General features: G+C 63.0%; 14 protein-coding genes, 5 tRNA genes and 1 pseudogene. 12 read left to right on the top strand and 8 right to left on the bottom strand.

The genetic code is table 11. The features are described from left to right. Nucleotides 1–139: 139 nt before the first annotated feature. The gene (locus RR51_RS22620; RefSeq protein WP_003247094.1) at nucleotides 140–1,486 is read right to left on the bottom strand and encodes a class II 3-deoxy-7-phosphoheptulonate synthase; all 1,347 of its coding nucleotides are present in this window, start codon (nucleotides 1,484–1,486) and stop codon (nucleotides 140–142) included. A 116-nt stretch (nucleotides 1,487–1,602) separates the two neighbouring features. Between RR51_RS22620 and RR51_RS22615 the strand changes: the two genes are divergently transcribed. Continuing rightward, nucleotides 1,603–2,358, top strand: a complete 756-nt coding sequence (locus RR51_RS22615; protein WP_015269377.1) for a spermidine synthase — start codon at nucleotides 1,603–1,605, stop codon at nucleotides 2,356–2,358. Between the two features lie 389 nt (nucleotides 2,359–2,747). Beyond that, nucleotides 2,748–4,461: pseudogene (locus tag RR51_RS22610) on the top strand (DEAD/DEAH box helicase). Between the two features lie 72 nt (nucleotides 4,462–4,533). On the opposite strand, the gene RR51_RS22605 reads toward RR51_RS22610, so the two are convergent. Next, on the bottom strand, nucleotides 4,534–5,301 hold the full coding sequence (locus tag RR51_RS22605) for a DODA-type extradiol aromatic ring-opening family dioxygenase (protein ID WP_023661075.1): 768 nt from the start codon (nucleotides 5,299–5,301) through the stop codon (nucleotides 4,534–4,536). 101 nt (nucleotides 5,302–5,402) lie between these two features. On the opposite strand from RR51_RS22605, the gene RR51_RS22600 reads away from it, so the two are divergent. After that, nucleotides 5,403–6,053, top strand: coding sequence for a thiopurine S-methyltransferase (locus RR51_RS22600; RefSeq protein ID WP_039614739.1), 651 nt, complete (start codon nucleotides 5,403–5,405; stop codon nucleotides 6,051–6,053). Nucleotides 6,054–6,222: 169 nt separating this feature from the next. On the opposite strand, the gene htpX is transcribed toward RR51_RS22600, so the two are convergent. Both htpX and RR51_RS22590 read right to left on the bottom strand, forming a co-directional pair. After that, on the bottom strand, nucleotides 6,223–7,110 hold the full coding sequence (htpX, locus tag RR51_RS22595) for a protease HtpX (protein ID WP_023661073.1): 888 nt from the start codon (nucleotides 7,108–7,110) through the stop codon (nucleotides 6,223–6,225). Between the two features lie 276 nt (nucleotides 7,111–7,386). Continuing rightward, entirely contained in the window at nucleotides 7,387–8,598 is a 1,212-nt protein-coding gene (locus RR51_RS22590; RefSeq protein WP_013971543.1) for a pyridoxal phosphate-dependent aminotransferase, read from the bottom strand. Nucleotides 8,599–8,765: 167 nt separating this feature from the next. On the opposite strand from RR51_RS22590, the gene msrB reads away from it, so the two are divergent. Both msrB and RR51_RS22580 read left to right on the top strand, forming a co-directional pair. Beyond that, complete coding sequence (gene msrB / locus RR51_RS22585; protein ID WP_015269381.1) at nucleotides 8,766–9,161, top strand: peptide-methionine (R)-S-oxide reductase MsrB; 396 nt, start codon at nucleotides 8,766–8,768, stop codon at nucleotides 9,159–9,161. A 13-nt stretch (nucleotides 9,162–9,174) separates the two neighbouring features. Next, the gene (locus tag RR51_RS22580; RefSeq protein ID WP_039614738.1) at nucleotides 9,175–9,663 is read left to right on the top strand and encodes a glutathione peroxidase; all 489 of its coding nucleotides are present in this window, start codon (nucleotides 9,175–9,177) and stop codon (nucleotides 9,661–9,663) included. On the opposite strand, the gene RR51_RS22575 is transcribed toward RR51_RS22580, so the two are convergent. Continuing rightward, nucleotides 9,653–12,010: a hybrid sensor histidine kinase/response regulator gene (locus RR51_RS22575; RefSeq protein ID WP_003259717.1), complete on the bottom strand. Its 2,358-nt coding sequence runs from the start codon at nucleotides 12,008–12,010 to the stop codon at nucleotides 9,653–9,655. The two genes, RR51_RS22580 and RR51_RS22575, sit on opposite strands and share 11 nt — an antisense overlap. Before the next feature lie 200 nt (nucleotides 12,011–12,210). Between RR51_RS22575 and RR51_RS22570 the strand changes: the two genes are divergently transcribed. Next, a complete protein-coding gene (locus RR51_RS22570) occupies nucleotides 12,211–13,098 on the top strand; it encodes an ATP-binding protein (RefSeq protein WP_013971547.1) in 888 nt (295 codons plus the stop codon). Further along, nucleotides 13,099–13,581, top strand: a complete 483-nt coding sequence (locus tag RR51_RS22565) for a GAF domain-containing protein (protein WP_039614737.1) — start codon at nucleotides 13,099–13,101, stop codon at nucleotides 13,579–13,581. 127 nt (nucleotides 13,582–13,708) lie between these two features. On the opposite strand, the gene RR51_RS22560 is transcribed toward RR51_RS22565, so the two are convergent. Continuing rightward, nucleotides 13,709–14,476, bottom strand: a complete 768-nt coding sequence (locus tag RR51_RS22560) for a hypothetical protein (protein WP_015269386.1) — start codon at nucleotides 14,474–14,476, stop codon at nucleotides 13,709–13,711. A gap of 377 nt (nucleotides 14,477–14,853) precedes the next feature. Here RR51_RS22560 and RR51_RS22555 point away from each other — a divergent pair. The 5 genes from RR51_RS22555 (at nucleotide 14,854) to RR51_RS22535 (ending at nucleotide 15,414) form a co-directional block, all read left to right on the top strand. Further along, nucleotides 14,854–14,929 (top strand) — tRNA-Glu (locus tag RR51_RS22555). A gap of 4 nt (nucleotides 14,930–14,933) precedes the next feature. After that, nucleotides 14,934–15,009: transfer RNA gene (locus tag RR51_RS22550), tRNA-Gly, on the top strand. An 89-nt stretch (nucleotides 15,010–15,098) separates the two neighbouring features. Then, nucleotides 15,099–15,174: transfer RNA gene (locus RR51_RS22545), tRNA-Glu, on the top strand. A 3-nt stretch (nucleotides 15,175–15,177) separates the two neighbouring features. Continuing rightward, nucleotides 15,178–15,253, top strand: a tRNA-Gly gene (locus RR51_RS22540). 85 nt (nucleotides 15,254–15,338) lie between these two features. After that, nucleotides 15,339–15,414: transfer RNA gene (locus RR51_RS22535), tRNA-Gly, on the top strand. 109 nt (nucleotides 15,415–15,523) lie between these two features. On the opposite strand, the gene RR51_RS22530 is transcribed toward RR51_RS22535, so the two are convergent. Both RR51_RS22530 and RR51_RS22525 read right to left on the bottom strand, forming a co-directional pair. Beyond that, nucleotides 15,524–16,609, bottom strand: coding sequence for a fimbrial protein (locus RR51_RS22530; RefSeq protein WP_039614736.1), 1,086 nt, complete (start codon nucleotides 16,607–16,609; stop codon nucleotides 15,524–15,526). Next, nucleotides 16,606–19,182, bottom strand: a complete 2,577-nt coding sequence (locus RR51_RS22525; protein ID WP_039614735.1) for a fimbria/pilus outer membrane usher protein — start codon at nucleotides 19,180–19,182, stop codon at nucleotides 16,606–16,608. The genes RR51_RS22530 and RR51_RS22525 overlap by 4 nt, the downstream gene beginning before the upstream one ends. Nucleotides 19,183–19,255 lie beyond the last annotated feature (73 nt).

Here is a 19,255-nt window from a genome sequence, read left to right as displayed (position 1 = left end):
CCTCCCTCCGCAAGCCCTTCGCTCGGCCTCCTGAAGTCGCAATCGGCGGCGCCTGAACTATCGCGCGCCTAGAAGCAAGATCAAAAGCGAAAAGCGAAAAGCGAAAAGCGAAAAGCGAAAAGCGAAAAGCGAAAAGCACTCAGCGCCGCACCTGCTTGAGGGTTTCGGCAATCAGGAACGCCAGCTCCAGGGACTGGTCGGCATTCATCCGCGGGTCGCAGTGGGTGTGGTACCGGTCGGACAGCGCATCCTCGGTGATCGGCCGGGCGCCGCCGATGCATTCGGTGACGTTCTGCCCGGTCATCTCGATGTGGATGCCGCCGGCGTGGCTGCCCTCGGCTTGGTGCACCTGGAAGAACTGCTTCACCTCATCCAGGATCTGCGCAAAATCGCGGGTCTTGTAGCCGCTGCTGGCCTTGATGGTGTTGCCATGCATCGGGTCGGAGCTCCACAGCACTTTGCGCCCTTCGCGTTCGACCGTGCGGATCAGCCCCGGCAGGTGGTCGCCGACCTTGCCGGCCCCCATGCGCACGATCAGGTTCAGGCGCCCGGGGTCGTTGGCCGGGTTCAGCGTGTCGATCAGGCGGATCAGTTCTTCGGGGTTCATGCTGGGGCCAACCTTGACCCCGATCGGGTTGTGCACGCCGCGCAGGAACTCCACATGGGCTCCGTCCAGCTGGCGGGTGCGGTCGCCGATCCACAGCATGTGCGCCGAGCAGTCGTAGTAGTCGCCGGTCAGGCTGTCCTGGCGCACGAAGGCTTCTTCATAGTTCAGCAGCAGTGCTTCGTGGGCGGTGAAGAAGCTGGTTTCGCGCAGCTGCGGCGCGCTGTCCAGGCCGCAGGCGCGCATGAATGCCAGGGTTTCGTCGATGCGGTTGGCCAGCTGGTGGTACTTGTCGGCCAGCGCCGAGTTGGCGATGAAGTCCAGGTTCCACTTGTGCACCTGGTGCAGGTCGGCGAACCCGCCCTGGGCGAAGGCGCGCAGCAGGTTGAGGCTGGCGGTGGCCTGGTGGTAGGCCTGCAGCAGGCGTTCCGGGTCGGGGATGCGGCTTTTCGCATCGAAGCCGATGCCGTTGACGATGTCGCCACGGTAGGCGGGCAGGGTGATGTCGCCGATGGTTTCATCGCCCGATGAGCGCGGCTTGGCGAATTGCCCGGCCATGCGCCCGACCTTGACCACCGGGCAGCCGGCGGCGAAGGTCATGACAATGGCCATCTGCAGCAGCACCTTGAAGGTGTCGCGGATTTTCGCCGCCGAGAACTCGGCGAAGCTCTCGGCGCAGTCGCCACCCTGCAGCAGGAAGGCGCGGCCTTCGGTGACCTCGGCGAACTGCCGGCGCAGCTCGCGCGCCTCGCCCGCGAACACCAGCGGCGGGTAGCTGGCCAGGGTCTGTTCGACCTTCAGCAGGTGCGCGGCATCGGGGTAGGTCGGTTGCTGCTGGATCGGCAGGGCGCGCCAGCTGTCGGGGCTCCACGGTTGGTTCATCTCGGGCTCGGTCTTGTCGGTTGTAGGCTATGGGCCATGGTAACAGTTGGCGCTGCGCTTGTTGCATCGAGGGTGTTGGCGGACAATGCGCGTTTTTGTGCGGGTAGGTGGTGAGCATGGCGGCGGAACGGGAAGAGCGGCTACTGGCACGGGTGCAGGACGCCTTTGGCGTCATCAGCGTGTATGAAGTAGACGACTACCGCTTTCTGGAATTCGGCGATGCGATCGAGCAGAGCTGCGTGTTCACGGCCGACCCCAGCTGGCTGGAGTACGACTATACCCGCGCCATGCTGGTGGGGGCGCTGTGCCACGAGCAGCCGGAGAGCGCGCTGTTTCTCGGCCTGGGTGCCGGCACGCTGACCCAGGCCTGCATGAAGTTCCTGCCGCTGGACGACATCGAGGCCATCGAACTGCGCCCGGACGTACCGCGCCTGGCCATGGAGTACCTGGGCCTGGATGACGATCCGCGGCTGTATGTACGCATCGGCGATGCGCTGGAGCTGTTGCCCACGGCGGAGAAGGCCGACCTGCTGTTCGTCGACCTGTACACCGACCATGGGCCGGGGGTGGGCCACCTTGCGTGGAACTTCCTGGAGAACTGCCAGCAGCAGCTGAACCCGGGTGGTTGGCTGGTGATCAACCAGTGGGCCACCGACGACGGCAAGCCGCTGGGCGCTGCGTTGCTGCGCGGGTTGTACCACCGGCATTACTGGGAGCTGCCGGTGAAGGAGGGCAATGTGATCCTGCTGGTGCCGGCGGACCTGGAGCAGACGCTGGACCTGGATGGGCTGAAAGCCCGGGCCCAGGCGCTGGCGCCGCGCCTGGGGTACAGCCTCGAAGGGCTGATCCGCGAGATTCGCCCGGCTACCTGAATTGGCTTTTTCGCGGGCACGCCCGCTCCCACAGGAATATCACTGTGCTCAAGGGTGGTGAGTATCCTGTGGGAGCGGGCGTGCCCGCGAATCAGGCGACGCGGTATCGCAGGCAGGAATCGTTTCAGCCGCACATTGCTGATGGCCCGACACTGGCCAGGCACCCTGAAAATATTCCTCACGTCTGCGCACGATTTCGGGTATAGTACGCGCCGGTCTTTTAGCGGACCGCAAAATCAGGTGGTGCAAACCCTCCGAGTCCAGCTTCGGCTGCACGTCCGCTAGGCGGACTTTCCCACGTTTTCTTTTTCAATCGTTTTCGCAAATCCCCGCCGCCAAAGCTGCCTGGGTGACCTGTCGGTCTTTCATGGCTTGTGCAGCTTTGGAGCATGGGTCTTTGCGGATGCACCTAGAGGCAGACCCATGACCCAGGAAACCGGCGGCTTCGCCGCTCTCGATCTCAATCCGAATATTGTTGCTGCCGTTCTGGCGACCGGCTACGAAGAGCCGTCCGCCATTCAGCAACAATCGATCCCGATCATCCTCGCCGGTCACGACATGATCGGCCAGGCGCAGACTGGCACCGGCAAGACCGCTGCCTTCGCCCTGCCGATCCTCAACAAGATCGATGTGAGCAAGCGCGAACCGCAAGCCCTGATCCTGGCGCCAACCCGTGAGTTGGCGCTGCAAGTTGCTACCGCTTTCGAAACCTACGCCAAGCAGATGCCGGGCGTGAATGTGGTCGCCGTCTACGGTGGTGCCCCGATGGGCCCGCAGTTGCGTGCGATCCGCAACGGCGCGCAAATCGTCGTGGCCACCCCAGGTCGTCTGTGCGACCACCTGCGCCGTGACGAAAAAGTCCTGTCGACCGTGCAGTACCTGGTACTGGACGAGGCCGACGAGATGCTCAAGCTGGGCTTCATGGACGACCTCGAAGTGATCTTCGATGCCATCCCGGCCAGCCGCCAGACCGTGCTGTTCTCCGCCACCCTGCCGTCGTCGATCCGCTCGATCGCCGAACGCCACCTGCGCGAGCCCAAGCACGTCAAGATCCAGAGCAAGACCCAGACCGTTACCGCGATCGAGCAGGCTCACCTGATGGTCCATGCCGACCAGAAGATCCCGGCTGTGCTGCGTCTGCTGGAAGTGGAAGAGTTCGACGCGCTGATCGCCTTCGTGCGTACCAAGCAAGCCACCCTGGACCTGGCCTCCGCGCTGGAAGCCAAGGGTTACAAGGCTGCCGCACTGAACGGCGACATCGCCCAGAACCAGCGTGAGCGCGTGATCGACTCGCTCAAGGATGGCCGCCTAGACATCGTTGTCGCTACCGACGTCGCTGCCCGTGGCCTGGACGTACCGCGCATCACTCACGTGTTCAACGTCGACATGCCGTACGACCCGGAGTCCTACGTACACCGTATCGGCCGTACCGGCCGTGCCGGTCGCGATGGCCGTGCACTGCTGCTGGTCACCCCGCGTGAGCGCCGCATGCTGCAGGTGATCGAGCGTGTAACCGGGCAAAAAGTTGCAGAAGCCCGCCTGCCGAATGCCCAGGCCGTGCTGGATGCTCGCATCAAGAAGCTGACCTCGAGCCTGGCGCCGCTGGTTGCCGAAGCAGAAGCCACCCACGGCGAGCTGTTCGACCGCCTGACCGCCGACCTGGGTTGCAGCGCGCGTGCCCTGGCTGCTGCCCTGCTGCGCAAGGCCACCAATGGCCAGGCGCTGGACCTGGCTGCGGTAGAGCGTGAGCAGCCGCTGGTGCCGAGCTTCGCCCCGCGTGGTGAGCGTACTGAGCGTGGTGAGCGTGGCGAGCGCTCGGAGCGTGGTGACCGCGAGCGCCGTGCGCCGATGCCGCTGGCCGAAGGCCGCGTGCGTTGCCGTACTGCCCTGGGTGCCCGTGACGGCATCGCTGCCAAGAACCTGCTGGGCGCGATCCTCAACGAGGGTGGTCTGGCTCGTGACGCCATCGGCCGCATCCAGGTGCGCGACAGCTTCAGCCTGGTCGAGCTGCCGGAAGATGGCCTGGAGAAGCTGCTGTCCAAGCTCAAGGACACCCGCGTGGCTGGCAAGCAGCTGAAGCTGCGTCGCTACCGCGAGGATTGATCCTGGCGCAATGAAAAAATCCCCGGCTTTGGCTGGGGATTTTTTTTGCCTGTGCCGGCCTCTTCGCGGGCTTCAGTCGAACCGATAAATGTCCATCCCCAACGCCCCCAGGGTAAACCCCTGGTGCACCACCCCGAACTTGCCGCCAGCCCCCAGGGCAAAGAACAGCGGCAGGAAATGCTCATCACTGGGATGGTTACGCACCGCAAACGGCGCCTGCTGCCGATAACCCAGCAACGCTTCCTGGTCATTCGCCCGCAGCTTTTCCACCACCCAATCCCTGAACGCCAGTGCCCAAGGCTCGATCACATCCGGCCCGGCATGCCAGTCCAGTTCGCCCAGGTTGTGGGTAATGCTGCCCGAACCGATCAACAGCACGCCTTGGTCGCGCAAACCCGCCAGCGCCTGGCCTACCTTGACCTGCAGCGTCGGCCCCATGTGGCTGGGCAGTGAAACCTGCACCACCGGAATATTCGCATCCGGGTACATCAGCGACAGCGGTACCCAGGCACCATGGTCGAACGGCCGCTGCGCGTCCAGCCGGGCTGTCAGCCCGGCAGCCTGCAGCAATTCGCTGACCTGGCCGGCAAGGGTGGGGTCACCCGGCGCCGGGTACTGCACCGCATACAGCGCCGGTGGGAAGCCGTAGAAGTCATGCCAGGTCTCTGGTTGTGCGCTGCCGGTAACCAGCAATTCGCGGCTTTCCCAGTGCGCAGATACCACCACGATCGCTTTCGGCCGGGGCAGGGCGTTGGCAAGCCCTGCCAGCGCAGGCCCGCTGGCGCCGGGTTGCAGGGCAAGCATGGGAGAACCATGGGAAATGAACAGGCTGGGCAGCATGGCGGGGTCCTGACGGTTAAGATGCAATCATCTTCGATCAACTACAGATCGAAATCCAAACCAACTTTTACCGACAAACCATCTAAAAATCAGGAGTGATCATGGAGCCAGCGTTCTGGCAGCAGCGGTGGGCCGACAATCAGATCGGCTTTCACCAGGCGCAGGTGAACCCCTATCTGCAGAGGTACTGGCCAACGCTTGGCCTGGCGCCGGGCAGCCGCGTGCTGGTGCCGTTGTGCGGCAAGAGCCTGGACCTGGCCTGGCTGGCCGGGCAGGGGTATCGCGTGTTGGGCGTAGAGTTGTCGCGGCAAGCGGTGGAGGCATTCTTCCGCGAGCATGGGCTTGAAGCCGAGGTGCAACAGCGCGGGGTTTTCGAAGTTTGGCGCAGTGGTGACGTTGAGCTTTGGTGTGGGGATTTCTTTGCGTTGCAGGCAGGGGATGTCGGTGACTGCGCGGGGCTTTATGACCGGGCGGCGGTGATTGCACTGCCGCCGCAGATGCGTGGGGCGTACATGCAGCTGTTGTCGAGCTTGCTGCCGGCGGGTTGCCAGGGGTTGGTAGTGACTCTGGATTATGACCAGGCTTTGCTGGACGGACCGCCGTTTTCGGTCGGGGATGAAGAGCTGCGGCAGGGGTTTACCGGGTGGCAGGTGGATGAGCTGGAGGCTGTGGAGGTGATTGAAGAAAGCCCGAAGTTTTCGCAGGCCGGGGTATCGAGTTTATTGGAGCGGGTTTACCGGGTTAGCCGATGACAGGTGTGTAGCCTGCACCGGCCCTTTCGCGGGTGAACCCGCTCCCACAGGTACTGCACAATCCTCAAGGTGTGTGGTGAACCTGTGGGAGCGGGTTTACCCGCGAAGAGGCCGGTACAGGTGTACAAAAAAGGGCGACCGCAGTCGCCCTTTTGTTTTACCGGTTGGATCAACCGCGACGGCGCAGGGCCTCGATACGGTCTTCCAGCGGCGGGTGGCTCATCAGCAGCCCGGCCAGGCCATGCTTCAGGCCACCATTGATGCCGAAGGCCTTCAGGGTGTCGGGCATGTGCACCGGCAGGCCTTGCTCCACGCGCAGGCGCTGCAGCGCACCGATCATCGCCGCGGTACCGGCCAGCTGTGCACCGGCTTCGTCGGCGCGGTATTCGCGGCGGCGCGAGAACCACATCACGATCATGCTGGCCAGAATGCCCAGGATCAGCTCGGCAACGATGGTCGCCACGTAGTAGGCAATGCCCTGGCCTTCTTCGTTCTTGAAGATCACCTTGTCGACGAAGTTGCCGATGATGCGCGCGAAGAACATCACGAAGGTGTTCACCACGCCTTGCACCAGCGCCAGGGTGACCATGTCGCCGTTGGCCACGTGGCCGATCTCGTGGGCCAGCACTGCGCGCACTTCATCGGGCGAGAAACGCTCCAGCAGGCCCTGGGACACGGCGACCAGCGCGTCGTTGCGGTTCCAGCCGGTGGCGAAGGCATTGGCCTCGTACGCCGGGAAGATACCCACCTCGGGCATCTTGATGCCCGCTTCACGGGACAGCTCTTCGACCGTTTGCAGCAGCCACTGCTCGTGGCGGGTGCGCGGCTGGCTGATGATCTGGGTACCGGTGGTCATCTTCGCCATCCACTTGGAGATGAACAGCGAGACGAGGGAGCCGGCAAAGCCGAACACGGCGCAGAACACCAGCAGGCTGCTGAGGTTCAGGTCGACCCCGTTGGCGGCCATGAACCCGTTGAAACCGAACAGGCTCAGGGTAATGCTTGCAACCAGCACCACCGCGAGGTTGGTGGCTACAAACAACAGAATGCGCATCATGGTTGTTACGTTCTCCTGACGGATGAGTTGTCGCTTACTGCGGGGTATATAAGGGGCCGGCCGTGCCGATTCAATCGGGCGACTATTTCAAACTGTGTACGGCGGAGTATGGCAGAGGATGGCGCGGGGGCTGTGGGATAGAGCGTTGCAGGATGTAAGAAACATCCTGTGGGGTTTTTGGGGGCTGCTTTGCAGCCCATTCGCAGCGCAAGGCTGCTCCTACAGGTGCATGCGTTCTCCTGTAGGAGCAGCCTTGCGCTGCGAAGAGGCCATCACTTACTGCGAATAACCCTTCAGGAAGTTGCCGATCCGGCCAATCGCCGCCTCCAGGTCATCCACCCGCGGCAAGGTCACCACGCGGAAGTGGTCCGGCCACGGCCAGTTGAACGCCGTACCTTGAACGATCAGCAGCTTTTCCGACAGCAGCAGGTCGAGCACGAACTTCTCGTCGTTGTGGATCGGGCAAACCTTCGGGTCGATCTTCGGGAATGCATACAGCGCACCCATCGGCTTCACGCAGCTAACGCCCGGGATGTCGTTCAGCAACTCGTAGGTGCGGTTGCGCTGCTCCAGCAGGCGGCCGGGTGGCAGCACCAGGTCGTTGATGCTCTGGTAGCCGCCCAGCGCGGTCTGGATGGCATGCTGGGCCGGCACGTTGGCGCACAGGCGCATGTTGGCCAGCATGTCGATGCCTTCGATGTAGCTTTGCGCGTGGTGCTTGGGCCCGGAGATGATCAGCCAGCCGGAGCGGAAGCCCGCCACACGGTACGACTTGGACAGGCCGTTGAAGGTCAGGCACAGCAGGTCGGGGGCCAGCGAGGCGGTGCTGATGTGCACGGCTTCGTCGTACAGGATCTTGTCGTAGATCTCGTCGGAGAACACCACCAGGTTGTGCTGGCGGGCCAGTTCCAGCATGCCCAGCAGCAGCTCTTTGGAGTACACCGCGCCGGTCGGGTTGTTCGGGTTGATGATCACCAGGGCCTTGGTGTTCGGGGTGATCTTGGCCTTGATGTCCTCAAGGTCGGGGAACCAGTCGGCCTGCTCGTCGCACAGGTAGTGCACCGGCTTGCCGCCGGCCAGGCTCACGGCGGCGGTCCACAGCGGGTAGTCGGGGGCAGGGATCAGCACTTCATCGCCGTTGTTGAGCAGCGCCTGCATCGACATCACGATCAGCTCGGACACGCCGTTACCCAGGTAGATGTCCTCGATGCCGACGCCTTCGATCTGCTTCTGCTGGCAGTACTGCATCACCGCCTTGCGCGCGCTGAACAGGCCCTTGGAGTCGCTGTAGCCCTGCGCGGTGGGCAGGTTGCGGATCACATCCTGGAGGATTTCGTCAGGCGCCTCGAAGCCAAACGGCGCCGGGTTGCCGATGTTCAGCTTGAGGATGCGGTGGCCTTCCTCTTCCAGGCGCTTGGCGTGCTTGAGCACTGGGCCGCGAATGTCGTAGCAGACATTGGCGAGCTTGTTCGATTTGCTGAACTGCATGATGGGATCCCGATTGAGAAAACGCGCTACGCCCCGCCGAAAGGTTTGAAAGGGCAGGAAGCGGGTGCCAGACTGAACGCCTGGCACACGAAGCCAACTAATATACGTGCCACCCGCGCCCCGGAAAAGACGGTGCGCAGTGAAATTCAGCCTGCCGAGGTCCCTACATGCAAAAGATCGAGAAAACCCTGGAACAATGGCGGTCGATGCTCGACCCCGAGCAGTACCAGGTGTGCCGCCTCAAGGGCACCGAGCGGCCGTTCAGCGGCAAGTACAACAGCGAGCGTCGCGACGGCATCTACCATTGCATCTGCTGCGGCCTGCCGCTGTTCGATGCGCAGACCAAGTTCGATTCCGGCTGCGGCTGGCCGAGCTTCTACGCACCCATCGAGGAAAGCGCGATGATCGAGATTCGCGACACCTCCCACGGCATGATCCGCACCGAAGTCACCTGTGCCCGCTGCGATGCCCACCTGGGCCACGTGTTCCCCGATGGCCCGCCACCGACCGGCCTGCGCTACTGCATCAACTCGGTGTGCATCGACCTGCGTCCGCGCGACTGACCGGAGCCCGACCATGGCTGGATCGATACTGGACATCCCCTGTGTGACCCTGGGCGGCGAGCACAAGAAGCTCGGCGACTTCCCTGGCAAGGCGCTGCTGGTGGTCAATACCGCCAGCCAGTGCGGCTTTACCCCGCAGTACAAGGGCCTGGAGCAACTGTGGCAGGCCTATCGCGCGCGTGGCCTGGTGGTGCTGGGCTTCCCCTGCAACCAGTTCGGCAAGCAGGAGCCGGGCGATGCACGGGAAATTGCCCAGTTCTGCGAGCGCAATTTCGGTGTGAGCTTCCCGCTGTTTCGCAAGGTCGAGGTCAACGGCCCCGGCAGCCACCCGCTGTTCGTCGAACTCAAGCAGCGCGCCCCGGGCATTCTGGGCAGCCAGAAGATCAAGTGGAACTTCACCAAGTTCCTGGTCGACCCGGCCTCTGGCCGGGTAACGCGCTACGCCCCCACCACCAAGCCGCAGGCCCTGGAAGCGGACATCGAGCGCCTGCTCAGCCGTTGACAGGCACCCAGTGGTCGACCAGCGCCAGCAACTCTTCACGGCGGAACGGCTTGGCCAGGTAGTCGTTCATGCCGGCTGCCCGGCAGCGCTCGCGCTCTTCGGGCATGGCGTTGGCGGTGAGGGCGACGATCGGCAGGTCGGGCCAGCGACCGCTTTGGCGGATACGCCGGCTGGCCTCGTAGCCGTCCATCACCGGCATGTTGCAGTCCATCAGGACCAGGTCGAATTCGTCCTGTTCCAGTAGCTCCAGGGCCTCGGCGCCCTGGGTGGCCAGCTGTACCTGGCAGCCGAGCTTGGCCAGCATGCCCTTGGCCACCAGCTGGTTCACCGGGTTGTCCTCCACCAGCAGGATGCGCGCGCGGCCTTGTTCCAGGGTGATGGCCGGGGCCGCCAGCGGGTGTTCGGGCTCATGGCCCTGCAAGGTGCGGCGCAAGGTCTGGTACAGGGCGTTGCGCGCCAGCGGCCGGGCCAGTTGGTGCAGGGGGGCGAGGGCGACCGACTGTTCGCTGGGCAGGAAGTTGCCGTAGGCGGTCACCAGCAAGATAGGTGTTTTCAATGCCGGTCGCAGTTCGAACAGGTGGTCCAGGCTGTCGGTGATCAGCAGGTCGATGGCCGTGGCGTCGAGCCCCGCGCAGCTGTCATGGTGCTGGTAGGCAAGGCCCCAGGCAGGCAGCAGGTCCTGCAATAGTTCATCGAGCCCGCTGCCGGCCGTGCTCAGCGCCGCCACGCGCCCGTGCAACGGTGCTGGCGCAATGGCCTCGGTGTGCACGGCCAGTGGCAGTTCGGCGGTGAAGCGGCTGCCGAAGCCAGGGTCGGACTTGATGTGCAGGTGGCCCTGCATGGCCTTGCACAGGTTGCGTGTCAGCGCCAGGCCCAGGCCGGTGCCGCCGTACTGGCGGGTGATGCCGGCGCCGGCCTGGGTGAATGGCTGGAAGATCCGTGCCTGGGCTTCTTCGGGGATGCCGATGCCGGTGTCGCGTACTTCCAGGCGCACACCGCCGACGATGGTCGACAGGCGCACATCCACGCGGCCGAAGCGGGTGAACTTGAGGGCGTTGGACAGCAGGTTGCTGACGATCTGCCGTACCCGCGTGGGGTCGCCAAGCACGCTGCTGGGGAAGTCGCGGGCGATCAGGCAGGTCAGTTCCACGCTTTGCGCGGTGTTCTGCGACAGCAGGTTGGCAGTGTCCTCGACCATCGAGCCCATGTCGAACGGAATGCGCTCCAGCTCCAGTTGGCCTGCATCGAACTTGGACAGGTCGAGAATATCGTTGAGCAACTCCACCAGCACCTTGCCCGAGTCATGGGCAATCGCCAGTTGCTGGCGTTGCTCGCTGGGCAGCGGGCTGTCCAGGGCAAGGGCGATCATGCCGAGCATGCCGTTGAGCGGGGTACGGATTTCGTGGCTCATGTTGGCGAGGAAGGCGGCGCGCGCCTGGGCCATGTCCAGCGCCCGGCGGCGGGCTTCTTCCAGTTCCTGGTTGGACAGGCTCAGGCTGCTGTTGCTGGCCTTCAGCTCGTTGGTGCGTGCCGAGACGATATCTTCCAGCTCGTTGAGGTACTGGGTCAGGCGGTTTTCCGCGGTGCGCCGCTGATCGATCTCGGTGGCCATGCTGACGAACTGCTGGTTGGCGACCCTTACCAGTACGCCGATTTCGTCATGTTCATGTCCGGGTGGGCATTGCAGGCGGGTTTGCGTGGGTTTGCGCGGGTCGCTGCCGCTGAGCGCGCCAATTACCGTCACCAGCGGCTTGGTCAGCATCATGTAGAACAGCGCCAGGAGGATGCCGGTCAGCACCAGGCTACGGGCGAAGCCGTTGAGCAGGGTGATCCCGGCACGGTCGAGAAAGCGGCTGCCGAAGGCGTAGGTATCCACCTCCAGGTAGAGGGTGCCGAGGTTTTCCTCGGGCATGTGGGTCAGATACAGGCGTTCCTTGAACTGGCGCTGATCGCCGAACAGGAAGTCGCTGAGTGGCCGGTAGCGGTCCTCCAGGCGCGGCCGTTCGACGTCGGCCAGTACCGTTTCGTTGTTGTCGATCAGCCGCGCACGGATGATGGCCGGCGACTCCAGCAGGCCGCGAGTCAGCTCCAGGGCCAGTTCCGAGTCGATGTTGTAGGCGATGCGCGAGGCCGGGTTGTGGCTGATTTGCAGCAAGGCGCGTACTTCACGGTTGATGGACGCGTCTTCGCTGGCATAATCGATGCCGATCTGGATGAGACTGAGCAATGTTCCCAGGATGAAGCCGACCAGGACTGTCAACCGGGCTTGCTTGTATGACAGGCGATTGGTGAACTTGATATCCATGTGTCCCGAGCCGGTTTCACGTCCCTTGCGCTGCGCAAGCATAGCCGAATAGCCCCGGCTGCTGGTGGGTCTGTCACACATTCAGCCTTGATTGCTCTACTGGCTGTGCCGGCCTCTTCGCGGCTAAAGCCGCTCCCACAGGTACATCACAGGTCTCAAGGGCGGTGATAAATCTGTGGGAGCGGCTTTAGCCGCGAAGAGGCCGGCACAGCAGCCCCGAATCTGAATTTGCAGGAGCCCTGATGGACGCTCGCTTGATTGCTTTCCTGGACCGCGCCGAATCGGTCCTGGCCCGCCTCGAACCCCTGTTGCCGGCCCAGCGCCCGAACATCGACTGGGCCACCACCCTGGCCGCGCGCTGGCAGCGTGATGGCCGCAGCGGCTACCTGCTGCCGCTGGAAGTCAGCCTGGACATTCGCCTGAGCGACCTGATCGGCGTCGACCAGCAGCGTGACCAGCTGGGCCGCAATACCCATCAGTTCATCAACGGCATGCCTGCCAACCATGCACTGCTGTGGGGCTCGCGCGGCACCGGCAAGTCGTCGCTGGTACGTGCCCTGCTGGCCGAGCACGCCGGTGCCGGCCTGCGCCTGATCGAAATCGAACGCGACCACCTGGCCGACCTGCCGCGTGTAGTCGAGCAGCTGCAGAAGCTGCCGCAGCGCTTCATCCTGTTCTGCGACGACCTGTCGTTCGAAGCCGGGGAGGGCGACTACCGGGTGCTCAAGAGCGTGCTCGACGGCTCGCTTGAGCAGGCTCCGGACAACGTGCTGCTGTACGCCACCTCCAACCGCCGCCACCTGGTGCCGGAAAAGGAGAGCGACAACGAGAACTGGAAGCGCGTGGACGGCGAGCTGCACCCCAGTGAAGCGGTGGAAGACAAGATTGCCCTGTCCGACCGTTTTGGCTTGTGGCTGTCGTTCTACCCCTTCACCCAGGAACACTTCCTGAACGTGGTCGAGCACTGGATCGGCCAGCTTGCGCAAACTGCCGGCCTGGCCTGGCAGCGCAGCGAAGAACTCGACATCCTCGCCGTGCGCTGGGCCACCGGCCGCGGTAACCGTAATGGCCGTTGTGCCTATCAGTTCGCCCGCTACTGGGTCGGGCTGCAATTGCTGGAGCAAAAGTAAATGATCGACCTCAATGCCAGTGGCGCCGGCCTCGACGGCTACAACCTGCTGGCGGCGCAAGTGCAGGCGCTGTTTGCCGACGAGCGTGACTTCATCGCCAATGCCGCGCAGTTTTCGGCGTTCCTCTATAACCAGGTGGATGACCTGAACTGGGCGGGGTTCTACCTCAACCGCAACGAAGAACTGGTGCTGGGCCCGTTCCAGGGCCAGGTGGCATGCGTGCGCATCCCGTTCAGCAAAGGCGTGTGCGGGGCGGCAGCGGCCACCCGGCAGACCCAGCGGGTAGAGGACGTGCATGCGTTTCCGGGGCACATTGCCTGTGACAGCGCGTCCAACAGCGAGTTGGTGATCCCGCTGGTGAAGGAGGGCAGGTTGATTGGTGTGCTGGACCTGGACAGCCCGAAGCTTGGGCGCTTCAGCGAGGCGGATCAGGAGGGGCTGGAGCGGTTGGCGGCGATTTTTCTGGAGTTGACCGACTGCTGATATTTGTTGCCTGTACCGGCCTCTTCGCGGCTAAAGCCGCTCCTACAAGGATCGCACCAAGCCTGAGGGCGATGCGGTCCCTGTGGGAGCGGCTTTAGCCGTAAAGAGGCCAGTACAGGTTAATGCATCAGTCGTACATCACCTTCTTCTTCCAGGTCTCTTCCTCATCGGTCTTGAGCCCCTGGGTCAGTTCATTCTGCTCGTCCTCCGCCGGGGCCATGCGGTCCAGCACCTGGGCGTTGGCCCGGGCCAGCAGCTTCTCCAGGTACGTCAGCTGCTCTTCATACACCTTCGGTTCCGGCTGCTTGCGCAGGTACTGCACGCCGCGCTCGAAGGCCAGGCGCGCCTGGCCTGGCTGGTTTTTCTGCAGGGCCTGCTGGCCGAGGTTGTTGAAGAACTCGATATGCAGCAGCACCAGGATATGGCGGATTTCCTTGATCCATTGCTTGGCCTCGGGCGTGGGCAGGAAGCCCTCCTGGGCGGCGCGGGTCACCTGGTTGTGCAACGCTTCCAGCAGGAAGCGCACATCCTTGGCCTTGATCTCGGTCTGGATAGGGTTGGGCGGGTTGTTTACCGGGATTTGCGCACCCAGGGCAATCAGCCTCTCCAGTTCGGCGATGCGCGCCTTGATCTCGGCATTGTGCTTGTCCATCGCCAGTTGACGCTGGTTGAGGTTGAGCTCCAGGCGGGTCAGCAGCAACTTCAGGGCCGGGGTCATGAACTGGCCGGGGAAGGTCTCGGTGATTTCGCCACAGCGGCGCAGGCGGTCGGCCAGCTCGACCTTCATCCGGGCGCGTTCGAGCTTACCGTTCTCGACCACATTGTTTAGGTAGCCGATCACGATCAGCAACGCGATACCCGCCACGATGAGCAGGGTGATCAGAAGTGGTGTCACCGTTAATGCCTCATTGAAGAAGAATTACAGCTTTGAGTGTAGTGAGTTTGCCGGGGGGCGAATAGCGGCTATATGCCTGTACCGGCCCTTTCGCGGCTAAAGCCGCTCCCACAGGTACGGCACTGCCTTCAAGCTGCGCACGGTCCCTGTGGGAGCGGCTTTAGCCGCGAAAGGGCCGGCACAGGATTGCTTCTCTCTATATCGGCAACCCATCCCGCATCTGCACCCCAACCCACCCGGAAGTCATTGATTTAAATAAATTTCTACAAAGGGGTTGACGCCTGTCCGAACCATCCATAGAATGCGCGCCACTTGCAGCGTAAAGCACACAGCGAAACGCGGCAGGGAGTGAAAGCAGGCAGTAATGCCAGCAGCGTGTCCCCTTCGTCTAGTGGCCTAGGACACCGCCCTTTCACGGCGGTAACAGGGGTTCGAGTCCCCTAGGGGACGCCAAATTGCGGGAATAGCTCAGTTGGTAGAGCACGACCTTGCCAAGGTCGGGGTCGCGAGTTCGAGTCTCGTTTCCCGCTCCAGTTTCTCCGGCAGCGCTTCGGCGAGGCAGGAAAAGAAAATCCAGGCTGAATCGTGAGGTTCGAACCTGGTGCACTGAAAAGTGTCGTGTGTCCCCTTCGTCTAGTGGCCTAGGACACCGCCCTTTCACGGCGGTAACAGGGGTTCGAGTCCCCTAGGGGACGCCATTTGCGGGAATAGCTCAGTTGGTAGAGCACGACCTTGCCAAGGTCGGGGTCGCGAGTTCGAGTCTCGTTTCCCGCTCCAGTTTAAATACTGTGGCGTCTATGCGGTGCAGTGGTGGTGAAGGTCTTCAAGGCGCTTCACGCCGATAGCGGTAAAGTTTCACAATGCGGGAATAGCTCAGTTGGTAGAGCACGACCTTGCCAAGGTCGGGGTCGCGAGTTCGAGTCTCGTTTCCCGCTCCAAATCGAAGAACGAAGAAAGGGACGCAAGTCCCTTTCTTCGTTTTTGTCGTTTGTTTTTCTTCGCCATTCAGACCGCAGGGTATTAACCCTGCGGTCTTTTTTTTGCCTGTCATTTGTAGCTTACGGTAAAGCTCAGTGCTCCCTCGGCCAAGCCTGGCTTCACTATCGGCGAGCTCTGGTAGTAGCGGGCGAAAAAGTCCAGGCGGGTGATGTTGATTTCCACGGGCTTCATGCGCACTTCCGCTTGCAGGGGCATGGGGTTGCTTGTGTCGCCGCGCAGCAACTGGATTTCGACCCCGTCGGCGTCCGAGGCGCTGGTCAGGCTGAAGCGCCCTTGCGCGGGTACGGTAGGTTTCGAGCCATCGATACCATCCAGCTCTATGTACACATTGGCGGTACCGGGGAGGGGAGCGCTGGCATCTTTGCAGTCAACGAGGTTGATGTGGAAGGGGACGGGTTTCGTCGTTGTGCCAACCCCTTTGAAATCATCGGCCTTGTAGTCGCCCAAGTGTACGGGGTCGGCACTGACTGCATCGGCTTTCAGCGAGCATTGTGCCTGGTTGACTGTCGCGCTCAGGCGATACTCCAGGACCTTGCCCAGGTGATGGATGGACCCATGGAACAGTTCACCGTCTATGCGTTGTGGCCCTGACGCGATCGGGCCTGTCTTGATGAGCCATGCCTGGCCGTACAGCCTGGAAATTCTCAGGTTGAATGGCCCGGCGCCGGCCATGGTGCCGGTATAAGGGATGGTCGGCCTGCCATGGTCCGGGCGAAAGGTGTTGGGGGCGGAGCCATCGAAAGGGTCTAACAGTTCCAAGTACACGCCCACCCCCGGCACATTGGTCTGCATGACATAGCCGTCGACGTTCTTGCCATCTATAGGTGGCAGGCTGCCAGGAAATACCGGAGCGGTGTTGGGCAAGCGGGCGGTAGGTATGTCGAGGTCGTTCCAGAAGCAATTGATCACTGCGCCCTCATTGTTCGTCGTGTCCATTGCGCCGCGGCCGATGACGGTGCCTACAGGCGCATCGCGTGGCACCCAGAATGCGCCTATGTCGCGCTCATAGGTCATGTAGCTGCCGCCCGCATCAAACGCACAGCGTGCCTGTGCGGCGGTCGTCCATAACCCCAGGGCCAAGCTGCAACCGGCGAGCCACAGGTTGCGGTCCAGGGTGAGTCTGAGTATTTTCATAAAAGAGTTTCCTGGGGTTTTTCGTCAGGCAGGGCGGCGCTTGCGCCCGCCTGGGGAAGTGGGCAATTCAAGGTTTTCAGGCGATAACCGCCGTCCTGTTCGAGGGCTTGCGGGTCGATGCTCAGTTGGCAGACGTCGTCACCGGCACCGCCCCAGATCACCTGTATCCGCTGGTGACCGGCCCTGCGCGCCGACACCAGGGCCTGGCCTGCCTGGCCGACGACCCCTAGCGTCACGCCATCGGCATCGACTACCTGGGCGCCGAATGGCACGGGGTCGCCATTGGCCTGTAGCAGCGTCAGCACCAGGCGGGATACATGCTCGGCATTGAACGATGCCTTCATCACCGCACCGCGCCGTGGCACGACTTGTTGGCTGGCATTGCCAATCACCACCTCTGGTGAAAGGTCGTCGGTCTGCAGCACCAGATTATTGAGCCGGTAGGGGCGCAGGTACGGGATCAATGCATAGCCTTCGGCATTGGTACGCGCCGCCGGGGTGTTCTGTACACCAACGCCTGGCACGCCGGGTACATGAACCAGCGCCATGGTTTCCCCCAGATGGCTACCGAAGGCCACACCCTCGTCATGCAGCAGCACGGCGCCACTGGCATTCAACGACAGGCTGCGATAATCGCTGGCTTCGGTATAGCCCATGCCAATACTGGCCTGACTGCCCTGATAGGCCATGGACAGCGCGGCGCTCTTGCGCCCTTGGGCATCATTGGTCAGTGCGGTGTTGTAGCTGAGTCGGCTGTCCAGCAAGCCGCCGTTCAGGCTGGCCCGTTCACTGTAGTGGCCGTTTTCATGGCGCAGGTCGAAGCTGGCCTGTTGCTGGCGGCGAAAGTCCAGCGGCAGGTTCAGGCTCAGGCCGAAAGAGCGACTAGCGTGGTTGCTGGTGTCCAGGGCCTGGGTGGCGAACAGGTTGACCCCGACCTTGCCCAGTTGCGTGTTGTATTGCAACTGGTACTGGCGGCGCTGGTAATTGGTTTGCCAGTAGGTGTCCTGGGAGAAGGTCAGACTCAGCGAACTGCGGTCACCTACGTTCTGGTAGACCGAAGCTTCCAGTCGGCTACGGCGGTTGCCAAGGTAATCGATGTTACTGCTGCGCTGTTGCACGGCCTCGTCGAAATCGCGGTAACCCTGGGTCGAGTAGCGGTAGCCGGCGAAGCGCAGGCTGGTACGGGTCCGGAAGCTTTTGCCGTAGCGCAGGGCAAGGCTGTGTCCCTGAACCTTGCCCTGTTCATGGCCCAGCTCGCTGGTAGCACGGGTGACATCGAACGACAGTGCTCCCAGGTTGCCGACGTCGCGGGCCAGACCCAGCACGCTGGCGTTGTAGTACTCGCTGGAAAGCAGGCCGCCGTACAGAGTGGTGTCCCAGGCACCGCCACGGGCCAGGGTGGCTTGCCAGAAGACCGGGTTGTCCAGCTGCTGCGCGCTTTCATATTGGCCAACGGTGGCGCTGTAGCGCCAGATGCCTTCGCGCAACAGGCTGCCCATGGTCGAGTAGGGTTGGGTGAAGCGGCGTACCTGGCCATCGGCTTCGGTGATGACCACTTCAAGCTCGCCATGGCTGGAACCTACGCTGAGGTCGTCGATGGCGTAGGGGCCGGGGGCGACGTAGGTAGCGTAGATGGGGTAGCCATTGTGCAGCACTTCGACCTTGGCACGGCTTTGCGCCACGCCGCGGATCACCGGCGCATATTGCTGCAAGGTGTCGGGCAGCATGCCGCTGTCCGAGGCCAGCTGCGCGCCGGTGAAGCGCACGCTACGAAACATCTCGCTATTGGTGAAGGTTTCACCCAGTGTCAGGTTGGCCTGCAGGCCAGGCAGGTCGCGCTGGGCATAGGTATCGCTACGTGTCCACTGGCGTTCACCGTCGGGCGTCTGGCGCAAGGCCTGCTTGCTGCGCAGGCGCCAGGCGCCCAGGTTGATACCACTGTTCAGGTACAGGTCCTGGCTATTACTGCTGCGGCCGTCGCGCTGGTTGCTGTGTTGGGCCGAGGCCTGGTAGTTGATGAACGCGGCATTGATGCCATTGCTCCAGCGCTCCTCCGGAATACTGCCCGAACGGTCCTGGCGCAGGGCGATCTGCGGGATCGACAGAGCCAGGTGCAATTGTGCGGCGTTGAACTCGGCGGTTGCCTGCGGGAGATACTGCGCCAGGTCCAGGCACTGCGAAGTGTCGGGCAGGGGAGCCTCCAGCGCTTGTTCACGCAGGTTCAGACTGCGCAGCAACTCGGCCGTGAGGCAGGGTTGCAGGCCGTCGCCGTGGAGGGCTTCGACGAAGTCGAGCTCCTGTTCCGGTAAGGTGTCGAAGTTGAGCGTGAGGTGAACCCGGTAGCGTCCGGGAGGCAGGCGTGCCTGCGTGGCCAGGTGGCGCAGGGCCAGGGCACCCGCTTCGGCGGGCTGGCCGGGTGCCTGGCGCATGAAGCCAGATTGGAAGGCCATGTCGATTTGTTCGGCAGGTGCCGGGCTGGCCAAGGTCAGGGCCAGGCAACCGCCGAGCAGCGGCGGCAGCGGGGCGAGGCGCGGGCGCAACGGCATGAGCCTGCGCCGGTCGAGCTGGAGCATGAGCGAGTCCTGGGCGGCGCCGTCAGACGATGCACCGTTGGGCTCGTGGTAGGCGCCTGGTGCGATATTGGGA

Source organism: Pseudomonas sp. C5pp, assembly GCF_000814065.1.
Classification (GTDB): domain Bacteria; phylum Pseudomonadota; class Gammaproteobacteria; order Pseudomonadales; family Pseudomonadaceae; genus Aquipseudomonas; species Aquipseudomonas asiatica.
The sequence above is the reverse complement of the archived record's forward strand: the minus strand, read 5'-3'. Positions and strand labels throughout refer to the sequence as shown.